The organism is bacterium (genome assembly GCA_021371935.1).
Taxonomy (GTDB): domain Bacteria; phylum Armatimonadota; class UBA5829; order UBA5829; family UBA5829; genus UBA5829.
This window is the reverse complement of sequence record JAJFVF010000004.1, coordinates 1-26,846: the sequence shown is the minus strand read 5'-3', so window position 1 is coordinate 26,846 and position 26,846 is coordinate 1. Positions and strand designations below refer to the sequence as shown.

At 51.1% G+C, this 26,846-nt stretch carries 21 protein-coding genes; 15 read left to right on the top strand and 6 right to left on the bottom strand.

Annotated features, from left to right (window positions below; translation table 11 throughout):
* Window positions 1-6: 6 nt before the first annotated feature.
* Window positions 7-564 (bottom strand): GTP cyclohydrolase I FolE, encoded by a 558-nt coding sequence (gene folE / locus LLG46_03115; protein ID MCE5322289.1) that lies wholly within the window; start codon window positions 562-564, stop codon window positions 7-9.
* A gap of 14 nt (window positions 565-578) precedes the next feature.
* Window positions 579-929 carry a dihydroneopterin aldolase gene (gene folB, locus LLG46_03110; protein ID MCE5322288.1) on the bottom strand — a complete coding sequence of 117 codons (351 nt, stop codon included), beginning with the start codon at window positions 927-929 and terminating at the stop codon, window positions 579-581.
* Between the two features lie 602 nt (window positions 930-1,531).
* Here folB and pyrR point away from each other — a divergent pair.
* From pyrR to LLG46_03065, 9 genes are all read left to right on the top strand, one after another.
* Window positions 1,532-2,104, top strand: coding sequence for a bifunctional pyr operon transcriptional regulator/uracil phosphoribosyltransferase PyrR (gene pyrR / locus LLG46_03105; GenBank protein ID MCE5322287.1), 573 nt, complete (start codon window positions 1,532-1,534; stop codon window positions 2,102-2,104).
* A gap of 4 nt (window positions 2,105-2,108) precedes the next feature.
* The gene (locus tag LLG46_03100) at window positions 2,109-3,050 is read left to right on the top strand and encodes an aspartate carbamoyltransferase catalytic subunit (protein MCE5322286.1); all 942 of its coding nucleotides are present in this window, start codon (window positions 2,109-2,111) and stop codon (window positions 3,048-3,050) included.
* Window positions 3,034-4,332 carry a dihydroorotase gene (locus LLG46_03095; protein MCE5322285.1) on the top strand — a complete coding sequence of 433 codons (1,299 nt, stop codon included), beginning with the start codon at window positions 3,034-3,036 and terminating at the stop codon, window positions 4,330-4,332. Before LLG46_03100 ends, LLG46_03095 begins: the two co-directional genes overlap by 17 nt.
* Window positions 4,333-4,400: 68 nt before the next feature.
* Window positions 4,401-4,997, top strand: a complete 597-nt coding sequence (gene pyrE, locus LLG46_03090) for an orotate phosphoribosyltransferase (GenBank protein MCE5322284.1) — start codon at window positions 4,401-4,403, stop codon at window positions 4,995-4,997.
* A gap of 77 nt (window positions 4,998-5,074) precedes the next feature.
* Complete coding sequence (gene carA / locus LLG46_03085) at window positions 5,075-6,178, top strand: glutamine-hydrolyzing carbamoyl-phosphate synthase small subunit (protein ID MCE5322283.1); 1,104 nt, start codon at window positions 5,075-5,077, stop codon at window positions 6,176-6,178.
* Window positions 6,179-6,257: 79 nt separating this feature from the next.
* The gene (locus tag LLG46_03080; GenBank protein MCE5322282.1) at window positions 6,258-6,425 is read left to right on the top strand and encodes a hypothetical protein; all 168 of its coding nucleotides are present in this window, start codon (window positions 6,258-6,260) and stop codon (window positions 6,423-6,425) included.
* A 34-nt stretch (window positions 6,426-6,459) separates the two neighbouring features.
* Window positions 6,460-7,011, top strand: a complete 552-nt coding sequence (locus tag LLG46_03075; protein ID MCE5322281.1) for a hypothetical protein — start codon at window positions 6,460-6,462, stop codon at window positions 7,009-7,011.
* Between the two features lie 15 nt (window positions 7,012-7,026).
* Window positions 7,027-10,392: a carbamoyl-phosphate synthase large subunit gene (gene carB / locus LLG46_03070; protein MCE5322280.1), complete on the top strand. Its 3,366-nt coding sequence runs from the start codon at window positions 7,027-7,029 to the stop codon at window positions 10,390-10,392.
* Between the two features lie 69 nt (window positions 10,393-10,461).
* Complete coding sequence (locus LLG46_03065; GenBank protein MCE5322279.1) at window positions 10,462-11,802, top strand: deoxyribodipyrimidine photo-lyase; 1,341 nt, start codon at window positions 10,462-10,464, stop codon at window positions 11,800-11,802.
* 36 nt (window positions 11,803-11,838) lie between these two features.
* Here LLG46_03065 and LLG46_03060 read toward each other — a convergent pair whose 3' ends face one another.
* From LLG46_03060 to LLG46_03050, 3 genes are all read right to left on the bottom strand, one after another.
* Entirely contained in the window at window positions 11,839-13,665 is a 1,827-nt protein-coding gene (locus LLG46_03060) for a hypothetical protein (protein MCE5322278.1), read from the bottom strand.
* Between the two features lie 177 nt (window positions 13,666-13,842).
* Entirely contained in the window at window positions 13,843-16,005 is a 2,163-nt protein-coding gene (locus LLG46_03055; GenBank protein ID MCE5322277.1) for a DUF4968 domain-containing protein, read from the bottom strand.
* Between the two features lie 10 nt (window positions 16,006-16,015).
* Window positions 16,016-17,941 carry an aconitate hydratase gene (locus LLG46_03050; GenBank protein ID MCE5322276.1) on the bottom strand — a complete coding sequence of 642 codons (1,926 nt, stop codon included), beginning with the start codon at window positions 17,939-17,941 and terminating at the stop codon, window positions 16,016-16,018.
* 313 nt (window positions 17,942-18,254) lie between these two features.
* Here LLG46_03050 and LLG46_03045 point away from each other — a divergent pair, with 313 nt between their 5' ends.
* The 4 genes from LLG46_03045 (at window position 18,255) to LLG46_03030 (ending at window position 24,269) form a co-directional block, all read left to right on the top strand.
* Window positions 18,255-20,675 carry a hypothetical protein gene (locus LLG46_03045; protein MCE5322275.1) on the top strand — a complete coding sequence of 807 codons (2,421 nt, stop codon included), beginning with the start codon at window positions 18,255-18,257 and terminating at the stop codon, window positions 20,673-20,675.
* 181 nt (window positions 20,676-20,856) lie between these two features.
* Window positions 20,857-22,200 (top strand): 2-oxo acid dehydrogenase subunit E2, encoded by a 1,344-nt coding sequence (locus LLG46_03040; GenBank protein MCE5322274.1) that lies wholly within the window; start codon window positions 20,857-20,859, stop codon window positions 22,198-22,200.
* Between the two features lie 73 nt (window positions 22,201-22,273).
* A complete protein-coding gene (locus LLG46_03035; GenBank protein ID MCE5322273.1) occupies window positions 22,274-23,263 on the top strand; it encodes a Gfo/Idh/MocA family oxidoreductase in 990 nt (329 codons plus the stop codon).
* A 16-nt stretch (window positions 23,264-23,279) separates the two neighbouring features.
* On the top strand, window positions 23,280-24,269 hold the full coding sequence (locus LLG46_03030; GenBank protein MCE5322272.1) for a Gfo/Idh/MocA family oxidoreductase: 990 nt from the start codon (window positions 23,280-23,282) through the stop codon (window positions 24,267-24,269).
* Between the two features lie 386 nt (window positions 24,270-24,655).
* Here the strand turns inward: LLG46_03030 and LLG46_03025 are convergent, their stop codons facing one another.
* Window positions 24,656-25,309, bottom strand: a complete 654-nt coding sequence (locus LLG46_03025; GenBank protein MCE5322271.1) for an alpha/beta hydrolase — start codon at window positions 25,307-25,309, stop codon at window positions 24,656-24,658.
* Window positions 25,310-25,432: 123 nt separating this feature from the next.
* On the opposite strand from LLG46_03025, the gene LLG46_03020 reads away from it, so the two are divergent.
* Entirely contained in the window at window positions 25,433-26,146 is a 714-nt protein-coding gene (locus LLG46_03020; protein MCE5322270.1) for a C4-type zinc ribbon domain-containing protein, read from the top strand.
* The gene (locus tag LLG46_03015; GenBank protein ID MCE5322269.1) at window positions 26,143-26,607 is read left to right on the top strand and encodes a ribonuclease HI family protein; all 465 of its coding nucleotides are present in this window, start codon (window positions 26,143-26,145) and stop codon (window positions 26,605-26,607) included. Before LLG46_03020 ends, LLG46_03015 begins: the two co-directional genes overlap by 4 nt.
* Window positions 26,608-26,846: the final 239 nt, after the last annotated feature.

Genomic DNA, 26,846 nt, shown 5'->3' with positions numbered 1-26,846 from the left:
GCCTCTCTATTTGCTGATAAGCGAGAGGAATTCCGATCTTGTCGCCACAGAGTCGTGCATACTTCCCAACACGGACGATGTAGTCATCAGTGAGTTTTGTTTTTCGACTCCGCGCATCATCATACACAGATGCCTCGCCTCTATTACGACTCCCACACCTTCCGCGTCGATTGAATCTTTTACGGCACGCGCGATCTGATTGGTGAGTCTTTCCTGTATTTGAAGTCTTCTGGCGAAGCAATCGACAATACGTGCAATCTTGCTGACTCCTATGACGTTGTTTTTCGATATATAGCCCACATGGCAGCGCCCGAAGAACGGCAGCATATGGTGTTCGCACATACTGTAGATTTCGATATCCCGCACCACGATCATATTATTTGTGGCCTGTGTAAAGACAGCGCCTTTGATTATGTCTTCGATCTTCAGGTTGTATCCCTTGAACAGGAATTTATATGCTTCGGCGACTCTCTTGGGTGTATCGAGCAGACCCTCGCGTTCGGGGTCTTCGCCTATCTCCATAAGCAGTTCTCTGACCAGATGTTCAACTTTCTCCTGGTTCAATTGCAATTTCCTTTCTATAACTCGCGTGATATTTTCACGCTAACGGTCCTTGCGAATTTAAGAGCCGCAGGCTTTGCAACACTCACGTCCACTTTTTCGACCATATCGAAGCCCAGACAGACTTGGGCGATATCTTCGGCCAGCGCCTCGATCAGATGACGAGATGATTTCCCGACAAGACCGACGATTTTGTGCTCCACAGCCTCATAATCGACTGTTTTGCCGAGATTATCCGCGAGCCCTGCCTCGCGCAAATCTGCGTGCAGCGTTACGTTGATAACGACATCCTGCTTGTTGCGTCTTTCCTGTTCAGTCGTGCCTATAATGCAGGATGCCTTGATATCTTGTATATAAATTTCATCCACAGACAGCCTCAATTACCTTACGGCGCTTCATTACTTAAGATTTCGGTGCAGGCTATGTTTTTTCCTGCGCAGGAGCATATACCATTTGCGGTTTGCTATGTAAAGTGGAATAAGCCTTCGCCAACAATATTATGCGTTATTTAACATCGACATACATGTCTGTATGGCTTCTAATTTGTGGCAATATTACGAAATTAATCAATATATCGCACATGGCGCACGGTTGTGGCGCACACTTAAGGAATACTTAAGGAACCTTGTGTCTGCATATTCTTGATTTTTCATGAGTTTCTCGTTATAATCTTCAACGAAGCAAGCAGGCTTAATGCCTTTTGCTTCCGGTCGGAAGGTAGGCCAGGCCTTCCGACCAACTAACTGGTTTTGTAATTTATATTTTTTGTTTTATATTTCATTAGACGTTTTTCTTCACAATAACGAGCAACTGGCAGGGCGAACCTCGTTTATTGAACGAGTCCAAAAAAACCGCTTGACAGCGACCCCGGCAGAGCATATAATTACTGAAATTGCAATGTACCTTTAACTCCAGTCCCGTGAGGCTGAGAAGGTCGGTTTCAAGGCGTCAGTGTATCAGCCTTCTTGCCATATCACGGGCAGGAAGGCTTTTTTGGTGCCCGGAGGTGGACACAATGACCAAAGTAATGGACGCCGATGAGATCAGACGCGCTCTAACCCGCATCGCCCATGAGATAATCGAGCGCAATAAGGGCGCTCAAAACCTCGTTATTATTGGCGTTCAGAGCCGAGGGGTCCCCATGGCAAAGCGCCTTGCATCGCTTTTGGAGAAAATCGAGGGAGTCGATGTGCCGGTGGGCAGCCTCAATGTTGCCCTTTACCGCGATGATTATGCCACCCGTTCCGCCCGCACCATCAGCGCCAGTGAAATCCCGTTTGACGTGACCGACAAGTCTGTGATCCTGGTCGATGAAGTCCTCTTTACAGGCAGGACAACCCGAGCCGCTCTCGACGCAATCATGGATTTGGGCAGACCATCCGTGATTCAGCTTGCAGTGTTGATCGACCGAGGTCACAAGGAGCTTCCCGTTAAGGCCGATTATGTGGGCAAGAACCTGCCGACCGCTCTTAAGGAGAGCGTGGATGTCTACTGGGTCGAGACCAGGGGCGAAGACGCAGTGATGATCTCCAAGGGAGACTAATTATATGACAAAACTCACGCGCAAGGATATATTAGGCCTGCAGGATATGTCTACCGATGAGATATATCTCATCTTGGAGACAGCCCAGTCTCACAAAGAAATTCTTGGGCGACCCGTCAAGAAGGTGCCGATCCTGCGGGGCAAGTCGATATGCACTCTGTTTTATGAGAACAGCACCCGCACCCGAACAAGTTTCGAGCTTGCGGCAAAGATCATGAGTGCGGACACCACAAGCATCTCAGTCGCCGGATCGAGTATAAACAAGGGCGAGAGCTTCAAGGATACCTTGTTGACCCTTGAGGCTATGGGTGTGGATTTGTTCGTAATTCGACATGGAGCGGGCGGAGCGCCTCATTTTGCAGCCAGGACGGTCAAGTCACATATCATAAACGCCGGCGACGGCATGCACGAGCACCCGACCCAGGGTCTATTGGATATGCTCACGATCCTCGAAAACAAGGGCAAATTCGATGGGCTCAAAGTACTGGTAGTCGGAGACATAATGCACAGCCGGGTTGCGCGTTCCAATCTTTGGGGACTCAGCAAGATGGGCGCGGAGGTCAGGCTTTGCGGTCCGAGCACTCTGCTTCCTGCTGAGATCGAGCAGCTTCCGGTCAAGGTATATACCGATCTGGATGATGCTATAGACGGAGTCGATGTGGTGAACGTCCTGCGCATTCAGCTTGAGCGTATGAATCGCGGATTCTTCCCGAGTGTGATCGAATATGCTTCGATGTTCGGGGTCAACAAGACAAGGCTTATGAAGGCCAAGTCAGATGTTCTGGTGTTGCACCCCGGCCCTATGAACCGCGGAATCGAGATCACGCCCGATGTGGCAGACGGCGACTTCGCTGTGATAACCGACCAGGTCACAAACGGCGTTGCAGTCCGTATGGCTCTTCTATATCTGCTCCTTGGAGGTGGCGGCAATGTGGTTTCTGATTAAAAACGGTCGGGTAATCGACCCTTCTCAGAATCTGGACGAGACAGCCGACCTCCTGGTGGAGAATGGCCGCATATCCAAGATTGGCAAAGTTTCTGTCGAAAAGTTAGACAACGGTCAAGGCAGCGTCTATGATGCCACGGGGCTTGTTGTGACTCCGGGTCTCATAGATATGCATGTTCATCTTCGTGAACCAGGGTTTGAGTATAAAGAGACGATAGAAACGGGCGCGCAGGCTGCTGCTGCCGGTGGCTTTACTACAATCGTTGGTATGCCCAACACCAAGCCTGCTGTGGATAACCGCGCAGTGGTCGAATATGTGCTCAATAAGGGCAAAGATGCCACCGTGAATGTGTTGACCACAGGGACTGCCACAAAGGCCAATGAAGGCAAAGAGATGGCCGAGCTTGGTGAGATGATAGACGCAGGGGCTGTAGCAATTTCAGATGATGGATTTCCCGTCCAGAGCGCCGATCTGATGCGCAGGATTATGGAATACGCCGCAATGCTGGGTGTTCCGTTCCTAGCTCACTGCGAGGACAAGTCGATGACCAGCGACGGCATCATGAACGAAGGAATAATGGGCACGATATTGGGTCTGCGGCCGTGGCCTCGCCAGGCTGAGGAGATAATGATCTGGCGAAATATTATGATTGCCGACCTGGCAAAATGCCGTTTGCACGTTCAACATGTCACGACTGCAGGTGGGGTCGAGGCTATAAGATGGGCGAAGTCGCGCGGCATTGCGGTCACATGCGAAACCTGCCCGCACTATTTTTCTTTGACTGATGAGGCTCTCAAGGAATATGACACGAATGCCAAAGTCTGCCCGCCGCTGCGAACGCAGTCGGATGTTGATGTACTTAAGGAGGCTTTGGCTGACGGGACTATTGATGTGATTGCGACAGACCATGCGCCGCACGCTCAGAACGAGAAGGAAGTGGAGCTTCAGGATGCGGCATTCGGGATGGTGGGGCTTGAGAGCGCGCTGCCTCTTGTGGTGACGTACCTGGTGAAGACAGGCGTATTATCATTGGCGGATGCTATAGCGAGGATGACAATTGCTCCGGCCAATGCTCTCGGCATAGACTCAGGTGCTCTCAAAGAGGGTGCAATTGCCGACATAACGATTATCGATCCCGAGGCAAAGGTTACAGTCAAGGCGTCTGAGTTCAAGTCGAAGAGCAGGAACACGCCTATTGATGGGATGGAGTTGACTGGCAAGTCCGTGGCTACCATCGTGAGTGGCGAAATAGTGTACGAAACAAAACCTGTAAAATCATAGCATCTGTGCTCCCTCTCCTGGAGGAGAGGGTTGGGGTGAGGGCACAGCCTTTATAAGGAGTAAAATTTGTGAATACTCTGTACGAAAAAATCTTCAACGCCGGCTGCATAAAATTCGGCGAATTTAAGCTCAAAAGCGGGATAATGTCGCCTATATACTGCGACTTGCGAATGCTTGTGTCCAGTCCATCTTTATTAGCAGAAATTGGTGAGGCGCTTGGAGCAAAGGCAAAAAAAATCGGTTGTGATCGAGTTGCAGGAATCCCATATGGCGGCGTTCCAATTGCGGTAGCTGCAAGCATATCTAGCGGTATCCCAATGATCTATCCACGCAAAGAAGTAAAGGATTACGGCACTAAGAAAGCTATTGAGGGTGCATTTTGTCCAGGCGAGAAGGTGCTGGTAATAGATGATCTGGTCACCGATGGTGGAAGCAAGATAGAAGCCATCGAACCTCTCAAGGCAGCTGAGCTCGTTGTTACAGATATATTGATTATCCTGGATCGTGAGCAGGGCGGTGCAAAGTTACTTGCCGATGCCGGCTACAAGCTCCATTCTCTTTTCACTTTATCAGAGTTGACAAGCGCACTTGCCGAAGCTGGAAAAATTGGACCTGAAATGGAAAAGAAAGTGTCTGAGTTTATCAAAGCGAATCAGTTTTCATAGAGTAATTTAATTGAGCGGCCAATGGTCTGGGCTCTTAGCTCTCCACTCTCCGCTCTCAGCTGCATAGGGAGTTCAAATTGAAAGCGATCTTATTACTTGCGGACGGAACCACATTCGAGGGGGAATCGATCGGCGCAAATGGCACCACGATAGGTGAGGCCGTATTTGCGACCGCTATGACGGGTTATCAGGAGATGCTGACTGATCCGTCTTTTGCAGGCCAACTGCTCACACTGACCTATCCGCTGGTGGGCAATTATGGAGTAAACCCTCAGGATGTGGAGTCGGGCAAGATACAGGTGGAAGGGTTCATCGTCCATGAACTGTGCGAAGAGCCGAATAACTGGCGCTCGGATATGACTCTGCGCGAATATCTCACCAAGGGCGGGATTGTATCGATGCAGGGGATAGACACACGTGCTCTTACCCGCCACCTGCGTGTGAGCGGCGTCATGATGGGTGCGATGTCCACCGAGATGACGGTCGCCGAACTCAAGAATACCCTTGAAAGCGCGCCAAACTATGGTGATTTAAACTTCGTCGAGCGTGTGTCTACTAAGCAGGCGTATGACTGGACAGGTGATGAGTGCAGCAGCCTGGATGAGTGCCCTGAACCAAAGTGCCACGTCGCACTGATCGACCTGGGGATCAAGCGAAATATTGCGAGGTGTCTGGCTAAAGAGGGCTGCAAAGTAACAGTGTTGCCATGCAATGCGACTGCGGACGATGTGATGCAAGTCGAGCCGGATGGAGTCGTGTTCTCCCCCGGCCCTGGCGACCCGACGCAGCTCACGGATACTGTTGCGACTATGCGCGCGCTTATCGGCAAGAAGCCTATATTAGGCATATGCCTGGGCCACCAGATGTTCGGAATGGCGATGGGTGGAGATATCATCAAGCTCAAGTTTGGCCACAGGGGAGCAAACCACCCGGTCAAGAATATTATAAATGGCAAGGTCAGCATTACTTCGCAAAACCATGGATATGCGGTAGACCCTGCTAACCTATCGGATGATGCAGAGGTCACGCGTATTAATTTGAACGACGGCACTGTAGAGGGTCTTCGTCATAAGCACCTGCCGATCTTCTCGATACAGTATCACCCGGAGGCTTCGGCTGGTCCTATGGACGAGGGGTATCTGTTCAAAGAGTTTGTAGACAATGTGATGGGAGCGATGTGACTTGCAATTAAAAATATACTATTTGATTGGGATTATTATCATCGGCTACGGCCTCAGAAAAGCGTCTAGGGGGTATGCGATGAAATCAAAGCCGAGAATACTTCTCGGCCTTTCTATGGTGCCTGTAGGTGTGTCTTTGTTCTTTCAGAATAATAAACCCATTGCAGTAGCCTTAGTTATATTGGGTGTGACCATATTTGTATGTAGTCTGTTGGCGATAAGGCGTGAAGTCAGGCGTATTCGTTAGTTCTAGTCTTACAAACTCAATAGGAGGCAGCAAGATGAGCGAGATTACTCTGGTAGGCATTATTGCAGGCATCATTGCGGGACTGAGCATTTTGACAGCCACTGTTCTTTCATATCGTCAAAAGCGCCGAACAGGCAGATGGCCGAGCGAGGTGGTGGGTTACAAGCCAGGTGTGAGCTGGTTTACTTATATGCTCATTTTGTGGCTTTTTGGGAGAGCACAAATACCTGGAATCATGCTAAAAAAGTTTCCATTATTTGTTTTGGTGCCGGGTTTTGACTTGACTATGTTCATTGCTCTCGCTGTTCTGGCAGGGTTCGCTTTCAAGTGGGCATTCGGCTCTGAATGGCATTGGAAAACCGGATTATGGATTACTTCTATGATGGTGCTTCCTGCATTAGTATCAGGTCTTGTAATAGCGGATATCCTGCGGTATATGTCGATGCCATGGATATGGATCCTGGCAGTACTGATAGCTGTATTTTTATCGCCGCATCTGGCAAGGCTTGCATATGTTGAGTTTTATGCTAGCAGAATCGACTCGATTGCCGATAATCGTCCGAAAATCATAATCGCTAACAAATAACTGAAAGAGAGTAGTATGCCGAAACGTAAAGATCTAAAAAAAGTAATGGTAGTAGGCTCCGGGCCGATTATAATCGGTCAGGCGGCTGAGTTCGATTATGCAGGCACGCAGGCATGTAAGGCTCTGCGCGAAGAGGGTATCAGTGTCGTTCTGCTGAATTCCAATCCGGCAACGATCATGACGGACGTAGATGTTGCGGACAAGGTCTATATCGAGCCGATCAACGTGGAGTTTGCGACCCGTATAATCGAGCAGGAGCGCCCCGACGGCCTGCTTCCGACACTTGGCGGTCAGACGGGTCTAAACCTGGCGGTGGAACTGGCAAACGCAGGCATACTGGATAAATATAACGTCGAACTTCTCGGCACGCCTCTGCAGGCCATTATGGATGCTGAGGATCGCGAGCTGTTCAGAACACTTATGCGCAATATAGGCGAGCCGGTCCCGGAAAGCTGGATTGTGCAGACGCGAGATGAAATCCAGCAGATCATCGACTCAAATCCGCCCTGGCCGCTCATCGTTCGACCGGCATACACACTCGGCGGCACAGGCGGCGGCGTTGCTTATAACGCAGAGGAACTGCTTGATATAGGCTCACGCGGGCTTAAGCTTTCATTAAAGAGCCAGGTCATGATCGAGCGATGCCTGCTGGGTTGGAAAGAAGTCGAGTATGAGGTGATGCGTGATGCCAATGACACGTGTATCACAATCTGCTCGATGGAAAACTTCGACCCGATGGGCATTCACACCGGCGATTCGATAGTAGTGGCGCCCATGCAGACCTTGACGGATAAAGAATACCAGATGCTCCGGTCGGCTTCGCTTAAAATTATTCGCGCACTTAAGATAGAGGGCGGATGCAATGTCCAGCTGGCAATGAACCCGAACGGGTTCGAGTATTATGTGATCGAGGTCAATCCCAGGGTCAGCCGGTCATCTGCGCTTGCATCCAAGGCCACGGGTTATCCGATTGCGAGGGTAGCAGCGAAGATAGCGACGGGTCTGCACCTGGATGAGATCGCAAACGCGGTCACAGGCAAGACCAAGGCCGCTTTCGAGCCGACAATCGACTATATAGTCGCCAAAATTCCGCGCTGGCCGTTCGATAAGTTTTATCAGGCTGACCGCACTGTCGGCACTCAGATGAAGGCCACAGGCGAGGTCATGTCCATCGACCGGACATTCGAGGCGGCAATTATGAAGGCCGTCAGGTCATTGGAGATAGGCCTGCACTGGCTCAAGCTGAAAAACTCGGACGAGATAACTGACTCGCAGATCGAGCATGGTCTAATTAAGGCAACCGACGAACGGCTGTTTCTTGTCGCCGAGGCTCTGCGGCGGGGCTGGAGTATAGAGCGTATATGTGAACTGTCTAGCATAGACCGCTGGTTCATCTCGAAGCTAAAGAATATCACTGATATGGAAGCCGAGCTTAAGAGCAGGGCAGGGGAGATCAAGGCACTTGCTTCGGGCAGGATTGCGACCGAGCCTGGCGCTCTCGACCTGCTCAGGCGCGCAAAGACCATGCGCTTTCCAGACAGGGTAATCAGTCTGCTCACCGATGCAAACGAGACTCAGCTTCGGTGGATTCAAAAGAAACTTGGGATGCTGCCGACATATAAGATGGTGGACACCTGCGCAGCCGAGTTCGAGGCTGAGACGCCGTATTTTTATTCGACCCATGAGCGCGAAGATGAGACCGGAACAGAGCTAGGGTTGCGGGTAAACGGCTCGGCAGGAGCCTCGCCCTCCCAGGCAGGGACTCCCTCTCCTGGGGGAGAGGGTCGGGGTGAGGGCGCAATGTCCAAACCAAAGGCTATAGTTATAGGTTCCGGCCCGATCAGGATAGGCCAGGGTGTGGAGTTCGACTACTGCAGCGTCCACAGCGCATGGGCGCTGCGCGATGCTGGTTACGAGTCGATTATTATAAACAACAACCCCGAGACTGTTTCGACCGACTTCGACACATCCGACCGCCTCTATTTCGAGCCTCTCACTCTTGAAGATGTGCTCAATATCATAGAGTATGAACAGCCGGACGGTGTGATTCTGCAATTCGGCGGTCAGACGGCTGTCAACCTGGCGAAGCCGTTGAATGCTGCAGGAATACCCATTTTCGGCAGTGATTTCAAGTCGATAGACCTTGCCGAGGATCGTGATCAGTTCGAGCATATCCTTCGTGAGCTTGATATTCCAAAACCGGCAGGCCGGGCGGTATTCGGCATAGACGAGGCCGTTCAGGTAGCAAAGGAGATAGGTTTCCCTGTTTTGGTCAGGCCGAGTTATGTGCTCGGCGGCAGGGCGATGGAGATTGTGTATACCGAGCCCGAGCTTCGCACATATGCTCAGTATGCGTTGGATATCAGTCCCGACCCTGATGCGCCGATATTGATCGATAAATACATTTTGGGCAAGGAGGTCGAGGTCGACGTCATCGCCGATGGTGTGGACTGTCTGATCCCAGGTATCATGGAGCACATCGAGCGCGCGGGAGTGCATTCAGGCGACAGCATGGCAGTCTGCCCGCCGCAGACACTCTCGCAGGATGTCATAGACCAGATCATCTCTCATGCGACAAAGATCGCAAAGGCTCTGGATGTGCGCGGTCTGATGAACATTCAGTTCGTAATTGACGATGACGAGGTTCAGATAATAGAGGTCAACCCTCGTGCCAGCCGCACAGTGCCGTACCTGTCCAAGATTACCGGGGTTCCGATGATCCAGGTTGCGACGAATGTGGTGCTGGGTAAGAGTCTTGCCGAGCAGGGCTATGAGTCCGGTCTATATCAGCGGCAGCCGAGCCTGGCAGTAAAGGCACCTGTTTTCAGTTTTCAGAAGCTCACTGAGGTGGATGTATCACTTGGTCCCGAGATGAAGTCTACCGGTGAGATCATGGGGATCGATATGGACTTTTCGCGCGCGCTGTATAAGGCAATGGTTGCCAGCAGTCTCGACGCTCCCATTGCGGGCAGGATGATAGCCACCATCGCCGACCAGGACAAAGAGGAGGCTCTGCCGATCATACGCGAGTTTGTCGATCTGGGCTATGAGGTCTATGCGACTGAGGGCACTGCTCGATATCTGACGATCAACGGTGTCAGATGCACTGAGGTCAGGAAGATCAATGACGAGCAGTCTCTGAACCTTATGCAGCTTATTGTTCAAAATAAGGTCGATCTGCTCATCAACACGGCCTCAAAGGATAAGAAGATCGAACAGGAAGCAGCCGTGATCCGAAAAGCCAGTGTCCAGCGTTCGATCCCATGTATTACGTCTCTGGATACAGCTAAGGCTCTGCTCTTTGCTCTCCGCTCGAAGCAGCGTGGTGAGAAGGCTGCTTGCCTGCCGATTGACCAGTATTTGGTGGGGTCGCGAGTATAATTCAGATAAACCGGTTTATATGATTTCTGAGTGCGTGGGTAATATGAATCGTCATTAATAGTCAATCGAATGATGAACCCAAAACGCATCCGAAATCTGAATTCCTGCTCTGCGAAACCAGGCGCTGTGGTCTACTGGATGAGCCGAGACCAGCGCGCCTCCGACAACTGGGCGCTTGTTTTTGCACAAGAGCTGGCCATCGAGCGCTCGTCTCAGCTTACTGTAGTCTTCTGCCTGGCTCCATCATTTGGCGATGCCACTCTTAGGCAATACGCATTTATGCTAAAGAGCCTGAGGCATGTGGAGTCCCGGCTCGATAAACTTGGGATTCCGTTTTTTCTACTGACTGGCTTTCCATATGACGAGGTCCCGGCATTTCTCAAGTCCAACAATGCGGGTGCACTGGTTACCGACTTCGATCCACTTCGCATAAAGCGCGAATGGAAAGAGCGTGTAGTTGGTGCAATAGATATTCCTGCATATGAGGTGGACGCGCACAATATTGTTCCATGCTGGGTTGCATCTTCCAAGCAGGAGTATGGGGCATATACGTTTCGTCCAAAGCTGCAGCGCCTTCTGCCTGAGTTTCTCGATGACTTTCCCACGATTTCCCCGCATCCTTTTCGATGGAACGGACCTGTCGACAAGATCGACTGGAAAGCTGCTGAAACATTTCTGACAGTTGACCGCAGCGTCTCAGAGGTGCATTGGATCGAACCGGGTGAGTATGCGGCCTCAAGGGTGCTGAGGCAATTTATTGACGATAAACTGGCTGATTATCCTCTGCGTAGAAATGATCCGACACAGGACGGTCAGTCCAACCTCTCGCCGTATCTGCATTTCGGTCAAATATCCGCCCAAAGGATTGCGCTGGAAGTCGATAGGTCGGGACTTGTTGCAGAAGATTTTCTGGAGGAGCTGATAGTCCGTCGTGAGCTTTCGGACAACTTCTGTTATTACAACAGAGCCTATGACACTACGGCTTGCTTTCCCGACTGGGCAAAGCGCACACTTGACGATCACCTAAATGATCCGAGGCCGGAGATATACTCGGTTGATGAACTGGAGAATGCCCGGACACATGATCCATTGTGGAATGCGTGCCAGACTGAGATGATAAAGCGTGGAAAGATGCATGGCTACATGCGCATGTACTGGGCGAAAAAGATACTCGAGTGGACTCCGACGCCTGAAGATGCGATGCGCGCGTGTATCTATCTCAATGACAGATATGAACTCGACGGCAGAGACCCGAACGGGTATACGGGGATCGCATGGAGCATAGGCGGCGTGCATGACAGGGCATGGAAGTCGAGGCCGATATTCGGCAAGGTTAGATATATGAGCTATAATGGATGCGCAAGGAAATTTGATACGGTCAAATACATTCAAATGATGCATGACACATAGCCGCGCATACTTCAAACCAATAGATCATCAAGCTCTCTATCCGACAGTCACTTCCACCTCATGCTCGCAGCCGTCGGCAAAGAACGGCAGCATATCTCCCAATACCGGTTCGCCGTCAACAATTATGGATGCACCTTTTCCGGTATGAGTTGCCGATTGCTTGATGTGGATATTGTATGTATCGCCTCTGAAGCGTCTTATGACCATACACTCAAACCATGACTGCGGCAGTGAAGGATTTATTATAAGCCCTTCGTATGTTGCGGTAATGCCGAATATATTTTCGATCAGAGATGAATACACAGCGAGCATGTTTTCAGCGTCGGGAGTTTCGCTGGTCAATGGCAGTGAGCTTTCAATCTCAGTGAGGGTGGGGCATATAGACTGAAGATATCGAACGCGTCGTGGCAGGCGCTGTTCTTCGGGCACTTCTTCCGGCTGAGTGTTGCCTTGACCAGCTATCTTCTCAAGAAGAGCTGTGAACTCATCGGATGGCCTGATGAATGACCACAACTTTATTGCTTTTTCCAGAGTCATGCGATCCTGTTCAGATTCAACGAAGCCGTTAGCACACTTTTTGATTACTCGTTCGCAGTGCTCGCGGAGGGTCATAACCAGCCCATCTTTGAACGCCACAGTCTGCGAGAGCACACCTATATTTCCTGTTTCCGCCACATAACTCGCCGTGCAAATCGCAAGCGAGAGCATTTCACCCGCTGACAGGTCTATTCGTGAGAACTCATCGGGGTGGTAATTGCCTGTGGCAGAGAGTCTGGCTGCGAAATTAACCAATGCTTCCCGGAACAGATATGCCGCATTCGCTCCAATCGGCAGACAGCGTGTCATCTCGTTTGCCGGGTTCGGCATATGCTGCATTGCGCACGCTGTATACGATTCATATGGCAGCCATGTGTTTACCAGCGCATCCAGCACGTTGTCCTGAGTCTGCACCTTTATAGACGAGGTGAGCTTGTCCCAATATTCCCGCGAAGAACTGATTGCGCCCGCGACAGCCTCCGTTTTGCTCAAGGAACGTGCGATCTCGGCAGCCTCGTCGGCATTTGTCGCCGCACCGAAACAGAATCCGAACTCAGCTTCCCCTTCTATAGGGATTTCGATATCAATCGTCAGTCCGGCTACAGGTTTTACCGCTATTGCGTCAGATATTTCGTTTGTTTCCCCGACTAGTGCGACAGGGTTTGACGCTGTCCTTTCGCTGCCTATGTAGTCTGATTTTTCTGTCGGGCACATCATTGCGGGCAGCGTGCAGGCGTGGAAAAGCACAAGGTTGGATAAGTCGTCTGAGTTTCTCGCGCGGTCCACCGACTCCAAAGGACGCCTCATAAGGATTGTCTTTTCCTGATTGAGGTATCGCAGCTCAAGCGGGGAGGTGACTGCTGGTTCCACGTAAGTGGCAATTCTGAGATTACGGATTTGCGCACAACGGTTTTCCAGGCGCACATGCCACAGCTCGCAGGGCTGGCCTGGTGCGGCAGCTATGGTGAGAGTGCAGGCAATCTTGTCCTTAAGGCTATATGCCTGAACTTGTCCGGGCAGGAATCGGACCTCATACTCGTCCGTTTCCGCGCACACCGGATTATAAAAACCCGACCAGACTTTGCCGTTCTCGGTATCTTTAATATACAAAGCTTTGGTCGTCGTTATGGGCGTCTTGCCGAGGTAACTTCTCTCAGCGCCGTTCGGAGTCGCTTCCACGCAGTAATTCGAGCCGGGGCAGCACAGCAATCCTCCGAAAGCGGAAGTGCCGCCTGCCTGGCTCACAACATATGCATTATTCTCAGCGAATCTGCCGGCTGCATATACAACCCCAGATCCAACATCTTTTCCGGGACGAATTATCATTTTGGGCATCTCACATTGGTAGTAATCTAAATATCGGCAGACAACTGCCCCTGCTTTATCCCGAATAATACCGGACTAAGAGCCCAAAATAATCGCAGAGGCGCGGAATAGCCCCATAAGTTTGGGCGCGATATCCTTATATCGCGCCCACTAAGAAATGCCGTTATTCTCAAAATATCAGTCTATACTCACGATTGATCCCTGTTCAAAAGGCACTTGCCCAACTTCATTCGAGTTCCCATTTTTATGGACTATGACCCTGAACGACTTGCACTCACTGGCGTAATTGCCCTCAGCTTTACCTATTTCGAGCCAGTCTCCAGCCAAGTTAATCGGTACAGTGACAAAGCTGCCTTTCTGATAATCGGTAGTTACTCCATCATCATCAAACAGCGTGAATGAACCTTCACCCGGATACACATGAAGCTCGATCTCTTCCACAGGCTTTTCGCCTATAAAGTTCATCGACTGTGCCATAGGGATAATGCCGCCTGATTTCACAAAAATTGGAATTCTGTCCAGCGGGGTCTCGCATGTGATCTTACAGCCGCCGTCATAAACTGCGTCGGTCCAGAAATCCGTCCATTTGCCTTCTGGCAGATATACATCTCTGCTTGAGCCATTCTCGACAGGCGCAATCATCATAGACTCGCCGAACAAGAACTGGTCATCAACCTCATACGTTTCGCTGTCATTCGGGTAATCCATGACCAGTGCCCTGACAATCGGCAGCCCCGTCCTGCACATGCAGTAGAACGAGCTATAAATATAAGGCAGCAGTCTCATCCTGAGCTTAGCGAAGTCCCTGAATATTTTCTCAGGCTCTTCACCGCGTTTCCACGGCAGCAGCGATTCGTCACCCTCCCATGCGTTTATCATGGCGAGCGGCGAGAGGAACATATTCTGTGCCCGCCGCAAAAACTCCTCATCAGACTTTGCTTCTCTGAGTTCGGGGCACCACAGGAACCCGGAAAAGCCCGAAGTAGCCTGAGCACGGATATACTGGTTGAGCTGATAATAATCGCTGTAGATGCACGATGGATGCGCCTGGCCGCCTGCGAATGTCGCCCTGAGCAGGAAGTATGTCCGAATTCCCAGCTTCTCGAACATTTCATGCATTGCCTGACTGTATAGAAAGCCGGTCAGGTTATGCATTTGAGAGCCGGTCAGTCCCGATGGAAATTGTGTATCGTCAGGATAGAACCATGGCGGGGTATAGTCAGACCCATCGCACTCATCCAGCTTATAACCATCAATGCCGATATCGATATGCTCGGCTGTGTGCTGTTTCGCGAAGATATTGCGTGTATCCTGGAATGTAAAGTCCGGCACCGCGCCGCCCATGCCCTTTTTGTCCGCCAGAAGTCCCTTCTTCTTAAGCTCATCATAGAAAGGCGCATCCTCATGCACCCACTCATGTTCCCAAAGGTTCACGTGATAACCGTTATCTCGCATCCACTTCACGTACGCCTTTGGGTCGGGGTAATACTCCTTGTTCCAGACATATGTGCATGGGTATGTATGGGTCTGCCATTTCGGCTCCAGTCCTATCACATCGCATGGTATGTCACGGTCACGAAACTCTTTTGCGCTCTCAATGGTCTGATCTGATTTCCAATTGCTCGGCATTCGATACCAGAACCCAAGCCCCCACTTGGCGGGCATTTTCAACCTGCCCCTGAGCAGAGTCTGCAGTTCGGATATTCTCCTGAACGATGGCCCATAGATAAAGAAATAGTCCAGCGTCTTTTCGGGCGCGCTGAAAGTATATTCATCCAGTCTGCTCCAGCACATATCGAAGTTGGAGTAACCGTAGCTGTTGAGAAAGAGTCCATAACCCCGTGTGCTGTAGAAGAACGGATCGGGCGCATGCGCATTGCCGCTGTCTGACGGGGGATCGGCGTTGGTCTTGATATTCCGCAGCTTGCCGCGCTGATCCAGACTGTGAAACTGCAGTCCAAAACCGAAAAAGTGTTCATCCTCACCCGATGAGTTTTTACTGCCGCAATATTGATCGTTCCACCAGGCAGCGCTGTCTGTGAGCATGGTGCCTTCCGCACTATAGAATTCAATCTTACCGGTGTCCTTGTGGACCGACACCTTCAGCTTGCTCGTCGCAATTTCTACAACCTCACTGCCCGATTCTGCAATTAGGTCCACGTGTTCCCATTTGTGCTGCGTAATCGCGTAACCCTCTGGTGCAGGGTTGACGCTTTTTGGTCCCACCTGCACTCGTATTACGTCGTCGATATAAGCCGTGATTTTGACCCATCCATTGTCGTAGCCGAGGGCAAGCACATTGCCGGAACATTCGGCACTCTTGAAATTTATAAGCTGCATACTACTAATACTACTCCTGCATCTTAATATAGTTGAGTCTGCCACCTGCCAGCACCACGTCTATCTCTCTTTCAGACAGATCGTGCGTGAGTTTAATGGACACATTCTTTGTCCTATCAATAAGTATCGGTTCGCTCTTCCCGGTCTTCATAGCATCCACATTTGCAATTTCGACGTCGTCGAGTTGCTCCATGAGGTCATAGTCCGCCGGATCAGCGAGTTTGAGAGGCAATATTCCGAAGTTAATCAGGTTTTGCCTGTGGATTCTTGCAAAGGACTTGGCTATCACAGCCTTAACGCCGAGATACATTGGAGCCAGAGCTGCATGTTCGCGCGATGAGCCTTGGCCATAGTTTTCGCCGCCCAGTATGAAACCGCCGCCATACTCTTTTGCGCGTTTCGCGAAGTCCGGGTCGACCGCGGTGAATACGAATTCAGATATGGCCGGTATATTCGACCTCAGCGGTAATACTTTTGCTCCTGCGGGCATGATGTGGTCGGTCGTGATGTTATCGCCCACTTTGAGCAGGATTTTGCCCGACAGCATTCCCGATAGTGCATTGTTCTGCGGAAGAGGCTTGATATTTGGACCTCGAACCACCTCCACTTTTTCCGGTTCATTAGTCGGAGTGATTATCATTCTGTCATCTACCAGATACTTCTCCGGGTAATCGAACTTGGTCGGTTCCCCCAGTTTTCTAGGGTCGGTAATCACGCCATATATTGCCGCCGCAACAGCCACTTCAGGTCCTGCCAGATACACATTTGCACTCTTGGTCCCGCTTCTGCCCTCGAAGTTTCTGTTAAATGTTCTGATGGAGACTGCATTTGTCTTTGGAGCCTGACCCATACCGATGCATGGGCCGCACGCAGATTCCAAAATTCGTGCTCCAGATGAGATCAGGTCAGCCAGTGCGCCGTTTCTCGCGATCATCTCAAAGACCTGTTTCGAGCCGGGCGATATGACCAGACTGACCCCAGGATGCACGCTTTTGCCTTTAAGCGCTCCGGCCACGACCATCAGGTCTCTCATCGATGAATTCGTACAGCTTCCGATAGCCACCTGATCAACTTTATTGCACTCAACTTGCACAACCTTGACCACTTTGTCCGGCATGTGCGGTGTTGCTATCATGGGTTCAAGTTTATCTAAGTTTATCTCAATAACTTCATCATATTCGGCGTCAGTATCTGCCTTAAGCTCTCGCCATTCATTCTCGCGTCCCTGAGCTGCCATAAACTCACGCGTGATATCGTCGCTTGGGAAGATTGAAGTAGTGGCTCCTAGTTCAGCGCCCATGTTGGTAATGGTGGCTCTGTCCGTCGCCGACAGGCTCGCAACACCCTCTCCGCCGTATTCGATAATCTTGCCGACGCCGCCCTTGACGGTCAATATCCTGAGCACTTCCAGGATCACATCTTTTGCCGAAACCCAAGGCTGTAGTTTGCCGGAGAGTTTGACAAGGCATATCCTGGGCATAGGCAAATAGAACGGCTGACCCGCCATAGCTGCCGCCACATCCAGCCCTCCTGCTCCTATCGCAAGCATTCCAAGCCCGCCTGCGGTCGGCGTATGGCTGTCCGAGCCTAGAAGAGTATCTCCCGGCACATCGAACCTCTCAAGCTGGACCTGGTGGCATATCCCATTGCCCGGCCTGGAGAAATATATGCCATGTTTGGCCGCCACGCTCTGCAGATATGCATGGTCGTCCGCATTCTCAAAGCCCGCCTGCAGCGTATTGTGATCCACATAGCTCACGGAGCGCTTGGTGCGCACCTTGTCCACGCCCATAGCCTCGAATTGCAGATAGGCCATAGTTCCTGTGGCGTCCTGGGTAAGAGTATGATCGATGCGAATGGCTATTTCTTTTCCCGCAGCCATCTCGCCTTCGACCAGGTGGCCCTTGATTATCTTCTTTGCTAAGCTCAGTCCCATGTTAATATCCTTCGATTGTAAGTTCAGGGTGTATTATACCAAGAGCACAAGAAAATTAGTATTGATTATTTTATATTTGATATTTATTGGCGAGTCTACGGGTTGTACAAGAAGTCTTACAGTGCACTTGACTGGATTCCACAACAGGCTATAATAAATGCGGTTGACAGCAAAAAAAACAATAATTGGCAGGATACAGCCAATCAACCCTTGAGGCGCCTGCGTATACCATAAACACTGCATGTTGCAGTTGGTTGTGTGTGTACGCAGGTGCCTTTGTTATTGGCTATTGATGCGGAAAGGAAGTGAAGCTATGAGTATAATATCACTTGCGGATGCCTGTAATGAAGATTCGACAACAATCGGCCCAAAGGTAGGAAACCTGGCCAAGTTGATGCAGGCCGGGTTACCGGTGCCATCAGGTTGGGTTATCCCGGCGCAAATTTGCCGAGAGCATTTCGCGGCATGGGGAATAAACGACGATATTCCAGATGCGGAAATTTACGCGAAGGTGCAAGACGGTGAATTGACGGCTGAATTGCTGCAGGCGTTGGCACGACTTCCTGATATTCCTTTAGCAGTGCGTAGTTCCGCGGCTTTGGAGGATGGCACCTCCGCCAGCTACAGCGGTGTGTTCGAGACGGTGTTGGGCGTCAAAGGGCATGCATCCTTGACGAAAGCCGTGCGCAGGGTTTGGGCATCTTTGTTTTCACCCAAAGCACTGGCTTATCATAGACAAGTCTCAAAGACGAACGTACCGCAGTGTATGGCCGTGTTGATAATGCCGATGATAGATGCTCACGCGGCAGGTGTGGCATTCTCAGCTCATCCGGTGGACGGCAATCCTTTCGTTATAGCGGTATCGGCGAACTATGGCTTAGGCACGACAGTGGTTGATGGAAAGTCACAAGTAGATTGTTTTCTTCTTGGCTGGGATACGTTGGCAGTCAGAGAGAGGCAGATATGCTGCAAGACTATCGGAGAGTTTCTTGGCGACGGGGGGCACATACAGACTCGTGGTATCGATAGAGCCATGCGCGAAAAACCAGCGCTGGATGATGAGATACTCCATGAGATAGGCGGACTCGTTCGCGAGGTCGATAGCCTGTTCAATATGCGTATTGATATGGAGTTTGCTGTTTCAGAACAAGGCATAGCAGTTTTGCAGGCGCGGCCTGTGGTGAATCTGCCTCCATATTTCCCGGATGATCCCCGCCTTGATAATAAAGAAGTTATCTGCTGTCATCAGGAACGGATGGAGCCTTTGACGCCATATGCGCAAGCTGGTTTTGTAGACGATATCGATCCAACGTTTCCCCTTCCTCCATGGCCGATGGAGTTATGCGAAATGTCCATTCATCATGGGCGCGCATTCGGTAAAATACCCAATAACCCGGAACTGACCGATTGCCCCGAATCTCCATGGGAGGATCGGTCGTTTATCAAGCGGATGTTGTCATATGATGATCCAAATATCGTTTATAAGGACTGGTATGAGTACGCCGACGTCGTCTATGGACAAATGATTCCTTCACTGCGGGCACGTTCTGAGCATATTCTTCGTATGTCTGATGATCTGCTGCATGCCATGAGCCAATGTGATTTTGCAGACTTGGTTGACGAAGCCGTTCGACTTGACAGGGAAGCCGGGACCCTCTACTTGGCGGGATCATATCCTACCTATGAGACTCTGCGTAGAATTGATGTGATTGTGCGCGATTGCCTGAGTCTGCCATGGCAGCAGTCCCAACAAGTCGCGCTCACTATGATCCAGGGTGCGCCAAAGCTCACACATCTGCGCGATGCCGAAATAGAGCAGGCTGCTCGCGATGATAAACTGGAGAATGTAATAGCTCATTGGGGTTATTCTTTTCTTAGGCGAGATGACCTGCTGGACATTGCAACCTGGAGGAGCTGGAGAGAGGACACGACACCGTTGGACCTCGCAGTGAGCAATCTGCGCAAAATTCCTGATATGCCCTCTATTTCCGAGCGTGTGCAGTGTGCTGCCGATGAAAGCGATGTTCGTTTTGGTGAAGTTCTGGAAGCTATCCGAAGCAGTATGAGTGGTGGAGAATCATACGAGAAAATCTTTGCAGCATGTGTGCGTGCATCTCGTCGCATATTTCCCTTAAAGGATGACAGAGACCTGGTATTATCACACGCTCAGTCCGCTGTTCGGCTGGTGCTTTGCGAAGCCGGACGCCGCCTTGTGAAAGTGGGAGTCATTGAGAATGTGGATGACATTTTCTTGCTGCATCCAGATGAAATTGTGGCTGTAGCATCTGATAAGCTTGATTTACACAGAATTGCTGTGCTGGTGAGACAGCGCGAAACAGAGCAGAGGCGTTTGGCGCGCTACACTATGGCACAGTTGCCTCCACCAATACAAGAAAGCCTCCCTGGTGGTGAAGTTTTTCAGGGTGAACCTGCAAATGCAGGAGTTGCGGAGGGTCCTGTGCGCATAATTTCAACAGATCACCCAGAGGAGTTAGCGAAATTGCAGCCGGGCGAGATTCTCTGGCTGCGCGGCGAGGGAAAAGTAGGATGGACAATGTATTTTCCCATCATTGCAGGTCTCATTTATTGCGGCAATTGGCTCTGTCACGAGACTAACCTATGCCGGGAACTCGGTATTCCAGCGGTTACCGGTGTTCGTGATATTCCGGCGATTCGTAACGGTGACCTTATAAGCATAGATGGTGGAACCGGGACAATATCATTTGTCCGATAGTCGGGGCGTCATTCGATTGATCTGACGGAGGGTCTTGTCGGCTTATAACATGGCCAATATTTTCTTTTTTCGCTGTCTGTAACCAATCTGCCGGAAGGAAAAGTGCCGTCGGACAGCGTAGTCTACATGATAGACAAGCACGCGGATCAATTCCGCCAAATATAGAAAGGTTGTGAATGCGATGGCCACGAAAATGGTGATGCCTCTCCTCGGGCAGACAATGGAGGAGGGGACGATAATCAAGTGGTTCAAAAACGAAGGCGATCAGATCAAAGCCGGCGAGCCGCTTCTGGAAGTAATGACCGACAAGGTCAATATGGAGGTGGAAGCCCCAGAGGATGGGGTTTTGCGTAAGATACTTGCTCAGCCGGATGATATAATTCCAGTAAAGGACCCGATTGCGATAATAGGCAGTGCCGACGAATCAATAGATGACCTGCTTGCCGAGAGCGCTCCGGCGAAAGAAGAAGCGGTGTCTGTTGAAGCCCCTGCTCCTACACCGACTCCAGCAACTGCAGCACAGCCTTCGCCTGCTCCTGTCGCAGCCGAAGGTCCCGTATTTGCTTCGCCATCCGCAAAGAGAGTTGCAAAAGAGAAGGGCGTTGACATTGCTGCACTTGCCGGAAGAGGGACTGGTCCAGGCGGCAGAATAGTGGAGCAGGACGTACTCAATTTCGCAGCTTCAGCTCCCAAAGCCACTCCTCTGGCAGGCAAGATGGCGGCTGATATGGGTGTCGACATAAGTGCGATTACCGGAACAGGAATCGGAGGAAAGGTGACCAGTGAGGACCTCAAGCCCGCACCTGTCTACGTGCCCGCAGCTCCGCCTCTTTCGATAGGCGCAACCATTCCATTTACGGGCATGCGCAAGGCCGTGGCATTGAATGTGGCATCCAGCGCGCAGACGGCTCCTCATGTCACGCTTGTAGCCGAAGTCGACATGACCGAGTGCAAGCGGCTGCGCTCTCAGATCATCGACGATATCGAGAAGAACTATGGCGTGCGAATCTCATTCACGGATATCATAGCTAAGGCGACTGCGCGTGCGATCCTCGACAAGCCGATTGCTAACGCATCACTGCAGGGCGACCAGATAATCATCAACGACCATATCAACATCGGTATAGCGACCGCGATAGAGACCGGCCTTGTGGTCCCGGTCGTCAAGGATGCAGTCAGCAAGACTCTGCCTCAGATTTCAAAAGAGATCAAGGAGCTTGTCGCCCGTGCGCGATCAGGTCAGGCCGGTGGAGATGACTTCAAGGGTGGCACGTTTACCATAACAAATCTCGGTGCATTCGGCGTGGAAACATTCACCCCGATCATTACTCCTGGTCAGAGCGCGATTCTGGGTGTATGCGCAATCAAGGACAAGCCGGTTGTTGTCGACGGCGAGATCAAGGTCCGTTCGATGATGAATCTCTGTTTGTCGTTTGATCACAGAGTGATGGACGGCGCTCCGGCAGCCGAATTCCTTGCCAGGCTCAAGCAGACACTCGAATCTCCATATCTGATGTTTATGTAGACCACTGAGTGGTGAGAAGTCCGGGTTTCTTGGCTCTCAATCTCCGCTCTCAGCTTTCTTGAGGTGACAAATTATGTTAAAAGTAGCGCTGGTAGGCGCTGGAAATATGGCTCGCGTGCATGCAGGGGCTTATGCTCAGATGGATGAAGCCGAGCTGGTCGCAGTCTGCGATATCAATCCAGATGCGGCGGGCAAGTTTGCCGAGGAATATCCTGTGCAGACTTTCACTGATTTTACAGAGATGATATCCAAGGTCGATGTAGATGTTGTGGATGTATGCACACCCACCTATGCGCACTTGGACTGTATCAAAGCTGCTGCTGAAGCTGGAAAGCACGTGGCCTGTGAAAAACCACTTGCCAGAACGGTCGGCCAGGCTCAGGAGGCTGCTCACATATGCGAGGAGGCAGGTGTGACGCTTTTTATCGCGCATGTCCTGCGGTGGTTTCCTGAGTATCTAAAAATCAAAGAACTCATCTCCAGCGGCGCCATCGGTGATGTCGTCGAGATTCGCAATGTCAGGTCCGGCGCTCACCCGCGTGATCCCGAGAGTTGGTATTCGGACTATAAGAAGAGCGGTGGAGTCGTGCTCGACCTGATTGTCCATGACTTCGACTGGCTCAGATGGGTTTTCGGCAAGGTACGCCGGGTCTATGCCAGGGGCATGGCGGATTCCAAAATCCCGCTTACGGACTATGCACTCGTCACAATACGGTTCGAGAGCGGAGTCATAGCTCATGTAGAGGGCGGCTGGGCGCGGCCAAGTGGATTTTTTACGTCAGTCGAAGCAGCCGGGACCAAAGGGCTGCTCAGTTTTTCAAACTCGGAATCGACTCCTCTGGTCATTGAGCGCAAAGCTGCAGAGGGTGAAACGATGAGCATCACGGTTCCCGAAAGCCCGACACTTGAGAACCCATATTTCCAGGAGCTTCGTCACTTTATCAACTGTCTTGAAAAGGGCGAGAAGCCGGATGTGTTGCCGGATGATGGTGTCGAGGCGGTAAAGATTGCAGAAGCGGCCTTGAGGTCGATCAGTTCAGGCCAGCCGGTAGTGTTGGCTTAGCCATAGCGAGGGATAAATGTCAAAAGTAAAGATAGGAATAATGAGTTTTGCCCACATGCATGCCTATGCCTATGCTCAGGCATTGGCCGAACTTGACATTGTGGACTTTGTCGGTGTTGCCGATGAAGATCACTCGCGTGCTAAGTCAGCCGCCAAGCGTTATGGCGTCAAGGCATTTAAGAACTATGATGAAATGCTTGCATCGGATATCGAAGCTGTGGTCGTCTGCAGTGAGAATATGAACCACCGCAAGCATGTCGTGCTGGCTGCACAAAGCGAAAAGCACGTGCTGTGCGAAAAGCCGCTTGCCGGCACGCTGCACGACGCAGAGGCCATAGTCGAGGTAGCCAAGCGCAGTGAGATCAAGCTCATGACGGCTTTCCCGTGCCGTTTTCATCCGGCATACACACGTCTGAAGAGTGCGGTAGATTTGGGTGACCTGGGTGATGTGCTTGCGATCAAGGCGACCAACCAGGGTAAATGCCCGGGCGGATGGTTTACCGACCTGAAGATGTCGGGCGGCGGAGCGGTGATCGACCACACCGTGCATCTGCTCGATCTGATGCGCGATATGACCGGCGCTGAGCCTGCTCGTGTATATGCCGAGATAGACAATCGTATGCTCGGCAAGGACTTCGACGACACCGGCGTGCTCAGTGTTGATTTTACTAACGGCATGTTCGTCACGATAGATGCCAGCTGGTCTCGTCCTAAGAGCTTTCCGACCTGGGGAAATGTGAATATGGATGTGACCGGCACGAACGGCACTGCTTCCATGAAAATGTTCGGTCAGAAGATCGACATGTTTTCTGATGAGACCGGCAGCCACACATATGAATATTGGGGCGACAACATCGACCTTGTCATGGTGGGCGCTTTTGCAAAGAGCATTTTGGATGATACCGATGTTCCTGTTACCGGCGAGGACGGTGTAAAGGCTCTGCAAGTGGCGCTTGCCGCATATGAATCCGCCAAGACCGGCAAAACTGTAGATTTACTGGAATAATTCCGGCAGTCTTAATCACGAAGGCACGAAGATACGAAACCGCTAAATTTTCTTTTCGTGTTTCTCCCCTTTCGTGTTTTCGTGATAAAAGACAGTCATCTTCGACTTTGCTACGGTGCGGTGTTTTTAATCTCCCGCCGCTTCCGCAAACCACCGCTTAGTTCGGGTGCGATATCCGATTGCATCCGAAACAGAACTTCGCGATATCAGATTGCGACAACTGTTTGCAAGACTGCAAAGCTCCCGAACACTGTCATTCCGAGCGAATGTGAGGAATCTGCTGTGAACCATTCATAGATATGATTTTCAGCGTTTCAGTATTTTCAGCGCCTCAGCGGTTCTGCAACTAGTCCTTCTCCTAAAGAAAACTGAATGCTACTCCGGGCTTATTCTTCCGCCTCTTCAGCAAACCACCGCACAAACCACTCGCATGCAGCTTCTTCCATCTCTCGCTGGAAACGCGGAGCCTCATCGAACAGATGCCCTGCTCCCTGGACAATGTGTAACTCTTTGACGCATTGCAGTGAATCATATATTTCGTGTGCCTCAGGCAATACGATTGAATCTTCACTACCTTGGATAATAAGAGTAGGAGCCTGCACCATCTGCGCGAAGTCCAGAACGTCGTAGTTTCTGGGGACCCTGAGGACCATCACCTGAATGCGGGGGTCTTCTGCGGCTGCGTGTATTGCGACCGTGCCGCCCGTGCTCGATCCGTGAATTCCCATAAACCTGGTTTCGACGAATGTCTGCGATCCAAGGTAATCGAGTGCGCAGGTCAGGTCATCATACTGCTGGTCCTGGGTGGACTGTTCGGGCAGACCGTCGCTGTCGCCGTGGCCGGTGAAGTCGAACAAGAACGAGCCTATACCCTTATCAAGCAGGCGCTCGGCTATGCCGCGGTTTCTGGGGCTGGACTTGCTGCTGCCCGTGCCGTGAGCGAACACGACCATATCCCTCAGCTTCTCATCGGGTGCAAGTAGCGCCCCCGACAACCTCAGCCCCCTGGACGTTTTGAATGTGACTGTCTCTTCGATCATTCTGCATCCCCCCGTCCGACTGGTGAATGATACCACATAATTTTGTCGAGGTAAACCCGGTTGGACATTCGCGGGTGCTTCTGATAAAATCTGTGTGCGGCCACACGGCTGCGGAGGATGTATATGAGAGAACAACTGCACGCGCTTTATGATCTTCAAGCGATTGATGTCAAGATAGCCAACGCGAATGCGCAGATAGCCGCACTTACGGGTTCAAAAGAGCTTCGCGCAAAGTATGCCGCAGCCAAATCGGCACTTGAGAAAGCTGAAAAGGCGCTTGCTGCCCATGAGTTGGAGGTGCGTGACTGCGAACTCCAGCTCAAATCGATTGATGAGAAGCGCGGCAGCCTGGAAAAGCGATTGTATTCCGGCTCCATTACCAATCCAAAAGAACTATCCGCTACGGAAAGCGAGATTGAGTCTCTCAAAGGCAAACAGGGCGAGTTGGATGTGCGCACTCTGGAGCTCTATGACCTGGTGGAGGCTGCCAAGGCGAAAGTCGAGTCTTTGCGAGAGATCAAACAGACCATCGAGACCAGGGCGCGCAAGGTTATCAAGCAAGAGACGGATGCCAAAACCAGACTTGAGTCTGAGATCGCAGAGCTGACCGCACTCCGCGAATCTGCCTCATCTGGCTATACCGAAAAGCCGCTGCTATCCAAATATGAGTCGATCAGGAAACACACATGCGGCACTGGCATAGCGAAAGTTATGGACGGCAAGTGCGAGGGCTGCCATGTTGCAATTACTTCTTACACAATCGGCCAACTGGTTAAGGATGAAGCGGTAGAGACATGTGAGAACTGCGGCCGCATACTGCTGATGGATATCGAATGAGCAAGGTAGTTATATACACCGACGGCGCATCCAAGGGCAATCCGGGTGACGCAGGCATTGGTGTGGTCATATCATCGCCGGACGGCACTGTAATATGCGAAATTGGCGAATACATCGGCAAGACGACCAACAATGTCGCCGAGTATACGGCTTTGATAAGGGGCCTTGAGGAAGCGTCGAGATTGGGTGCAACCCAGATAGAAATCAGCACCGACAGCCAGCTTATGGCGCGCCAGCTTTCCGGTGTATACAAAGTCAAATCCCCGAACCTCCAGCCTCTATATGCAGAGGCAGTCAATCTGATCCGTCACTTTGCAGAGGTAAACATATCTCATGTTGTGCGTGAACTCAACAAGCGCGCAGATGAACTGGCAAACATGGGTGTAAAGAAACGGACCCAGTCCCCAAAGAAGCCAGCCCACGCAAAAAAAGAACCCAGGCAACGCGAGCTTGGATTCTAGTACATTTGTTATTTAGTATTTTGTATTGATTATTTACGCCTGATGCGAATTAAAGATACGGGTATGACTCTTAATTGCGCTCAAAAGACATAACGCTCGTCATTCCGAGCGAATGCGAGATACCGTCTTGCCTGTCAATTTTTTACGCTGGCACTTCAAACGAGGTGCCGGTTTTTAGTACTCCATATGCGATTGCCAGCAATTTTCTCATGCACGCCCCAATGGCACTCATTTTACAA

Coding starts and splice junctions, on each gene's coding strand:
- LLG46_03080 (MCE5322282.1), top strand. CDS start 6,258: ATGAAATCAAAGCCGAGAATACTTCTCGGCCTTTCTATGGTGCCTGTA.
- LLG46_03050 (MCE5322276.1), bottom strand. CDS start 17,941: ATGGGACTGAGCTTAGCAAAGAAGATAATCAAGGGCCACCTGGTCGAA.
- LLG46_03025 (MCE5322271.1), bottom strand. CDS start 25,309: ATGATCGAAGAGACAGTCACATTCAAAACGTCCAGGGGGCTGAGGTTG.
- LLG46_03055 (MCE5322277.1), bottom strand. CDS start 16,005: ATGCAGCTTATAAATTTCAAGAGTGCCGAATGTTCCGGCAATGTGCTT.
- LLG46_03060 (MCE5322278.1), bottom strand. CDS start 13,665: ATGATAATTCGTCCCGGAAAAGATGTTGGATCTGGGGTTGTATATGCA.
- LLG46_03045 (MCE5322275.1), top strand. CDS start 18,255: ATGAGTATAATATCACTTGCGGATGCCTGTAATGAAGATTCGACAACA.
- carB (MCE5322280.1), top strand. CDS start 7,027: ATGCCGAAACGTAAAGATCTAAAAAAAGTAATGGTAGTAGGCTCCGGG.
- LLG46_03040 (MCE5322274.1), top strand. CDS start 20,857: ATGGCCACGAAAATGGTGATGCCTCTCCTCGGGCAGACAATGGAGGAG.
- LLG46_03020 (MCE5322270.1), top strand. CDS start 25,433: ATGAGAGAACAACTGCACGCGCTTTATGATCTTCAAGCGATTGATGTC.
- LLG46_03095 (MCE5322285.1), top strand. CDS start 3,034: ATGTGGTTTCTGATTAAAAACGGTCGGGTAATCGACCCTTCTCAGAAT.
- LLG46_03015 (MCE5322269.1), top strand. CDS start 26,143: ATGAGCAAGGTAGTTATATACACCGACGGCGCATCCAAGGGCAATCCG.
- LLG46_03065 (MCE5322279.1), top strand. CDS start 10,462: ATGATGAACCCAAAACGCATCCGAAATCTGAATTCCTGCTCTGCGAAA.
- LLG46_03035 (MCE5322273.1), top strand. CDS start 22,274: ATGTTAAAAGTAGCGCTGGTAGGCGCTGGAAATATGGCTCGCGTGCAT.
- LLG46_03030 (MCE5322272.1), top strand. CDS start 23,280: ATGTCAAAAGTAAAGATAGGAATAATGAGTTTTGCCCACATGCATGCC.
- LLG46_03100 (MCE5322286.1), top strand. CDS start 2,109: ATGACAAAACTCACGCGCAAGGATATATTAGGCCTGCAGGATATGTCT.
- LLG46_03075 (MCE5322281.1), top strand. CDS start 6,460: ATGAGCGAGATTACTCTGGTAGGCATTATTGCAGGCATCATTGCGGGA.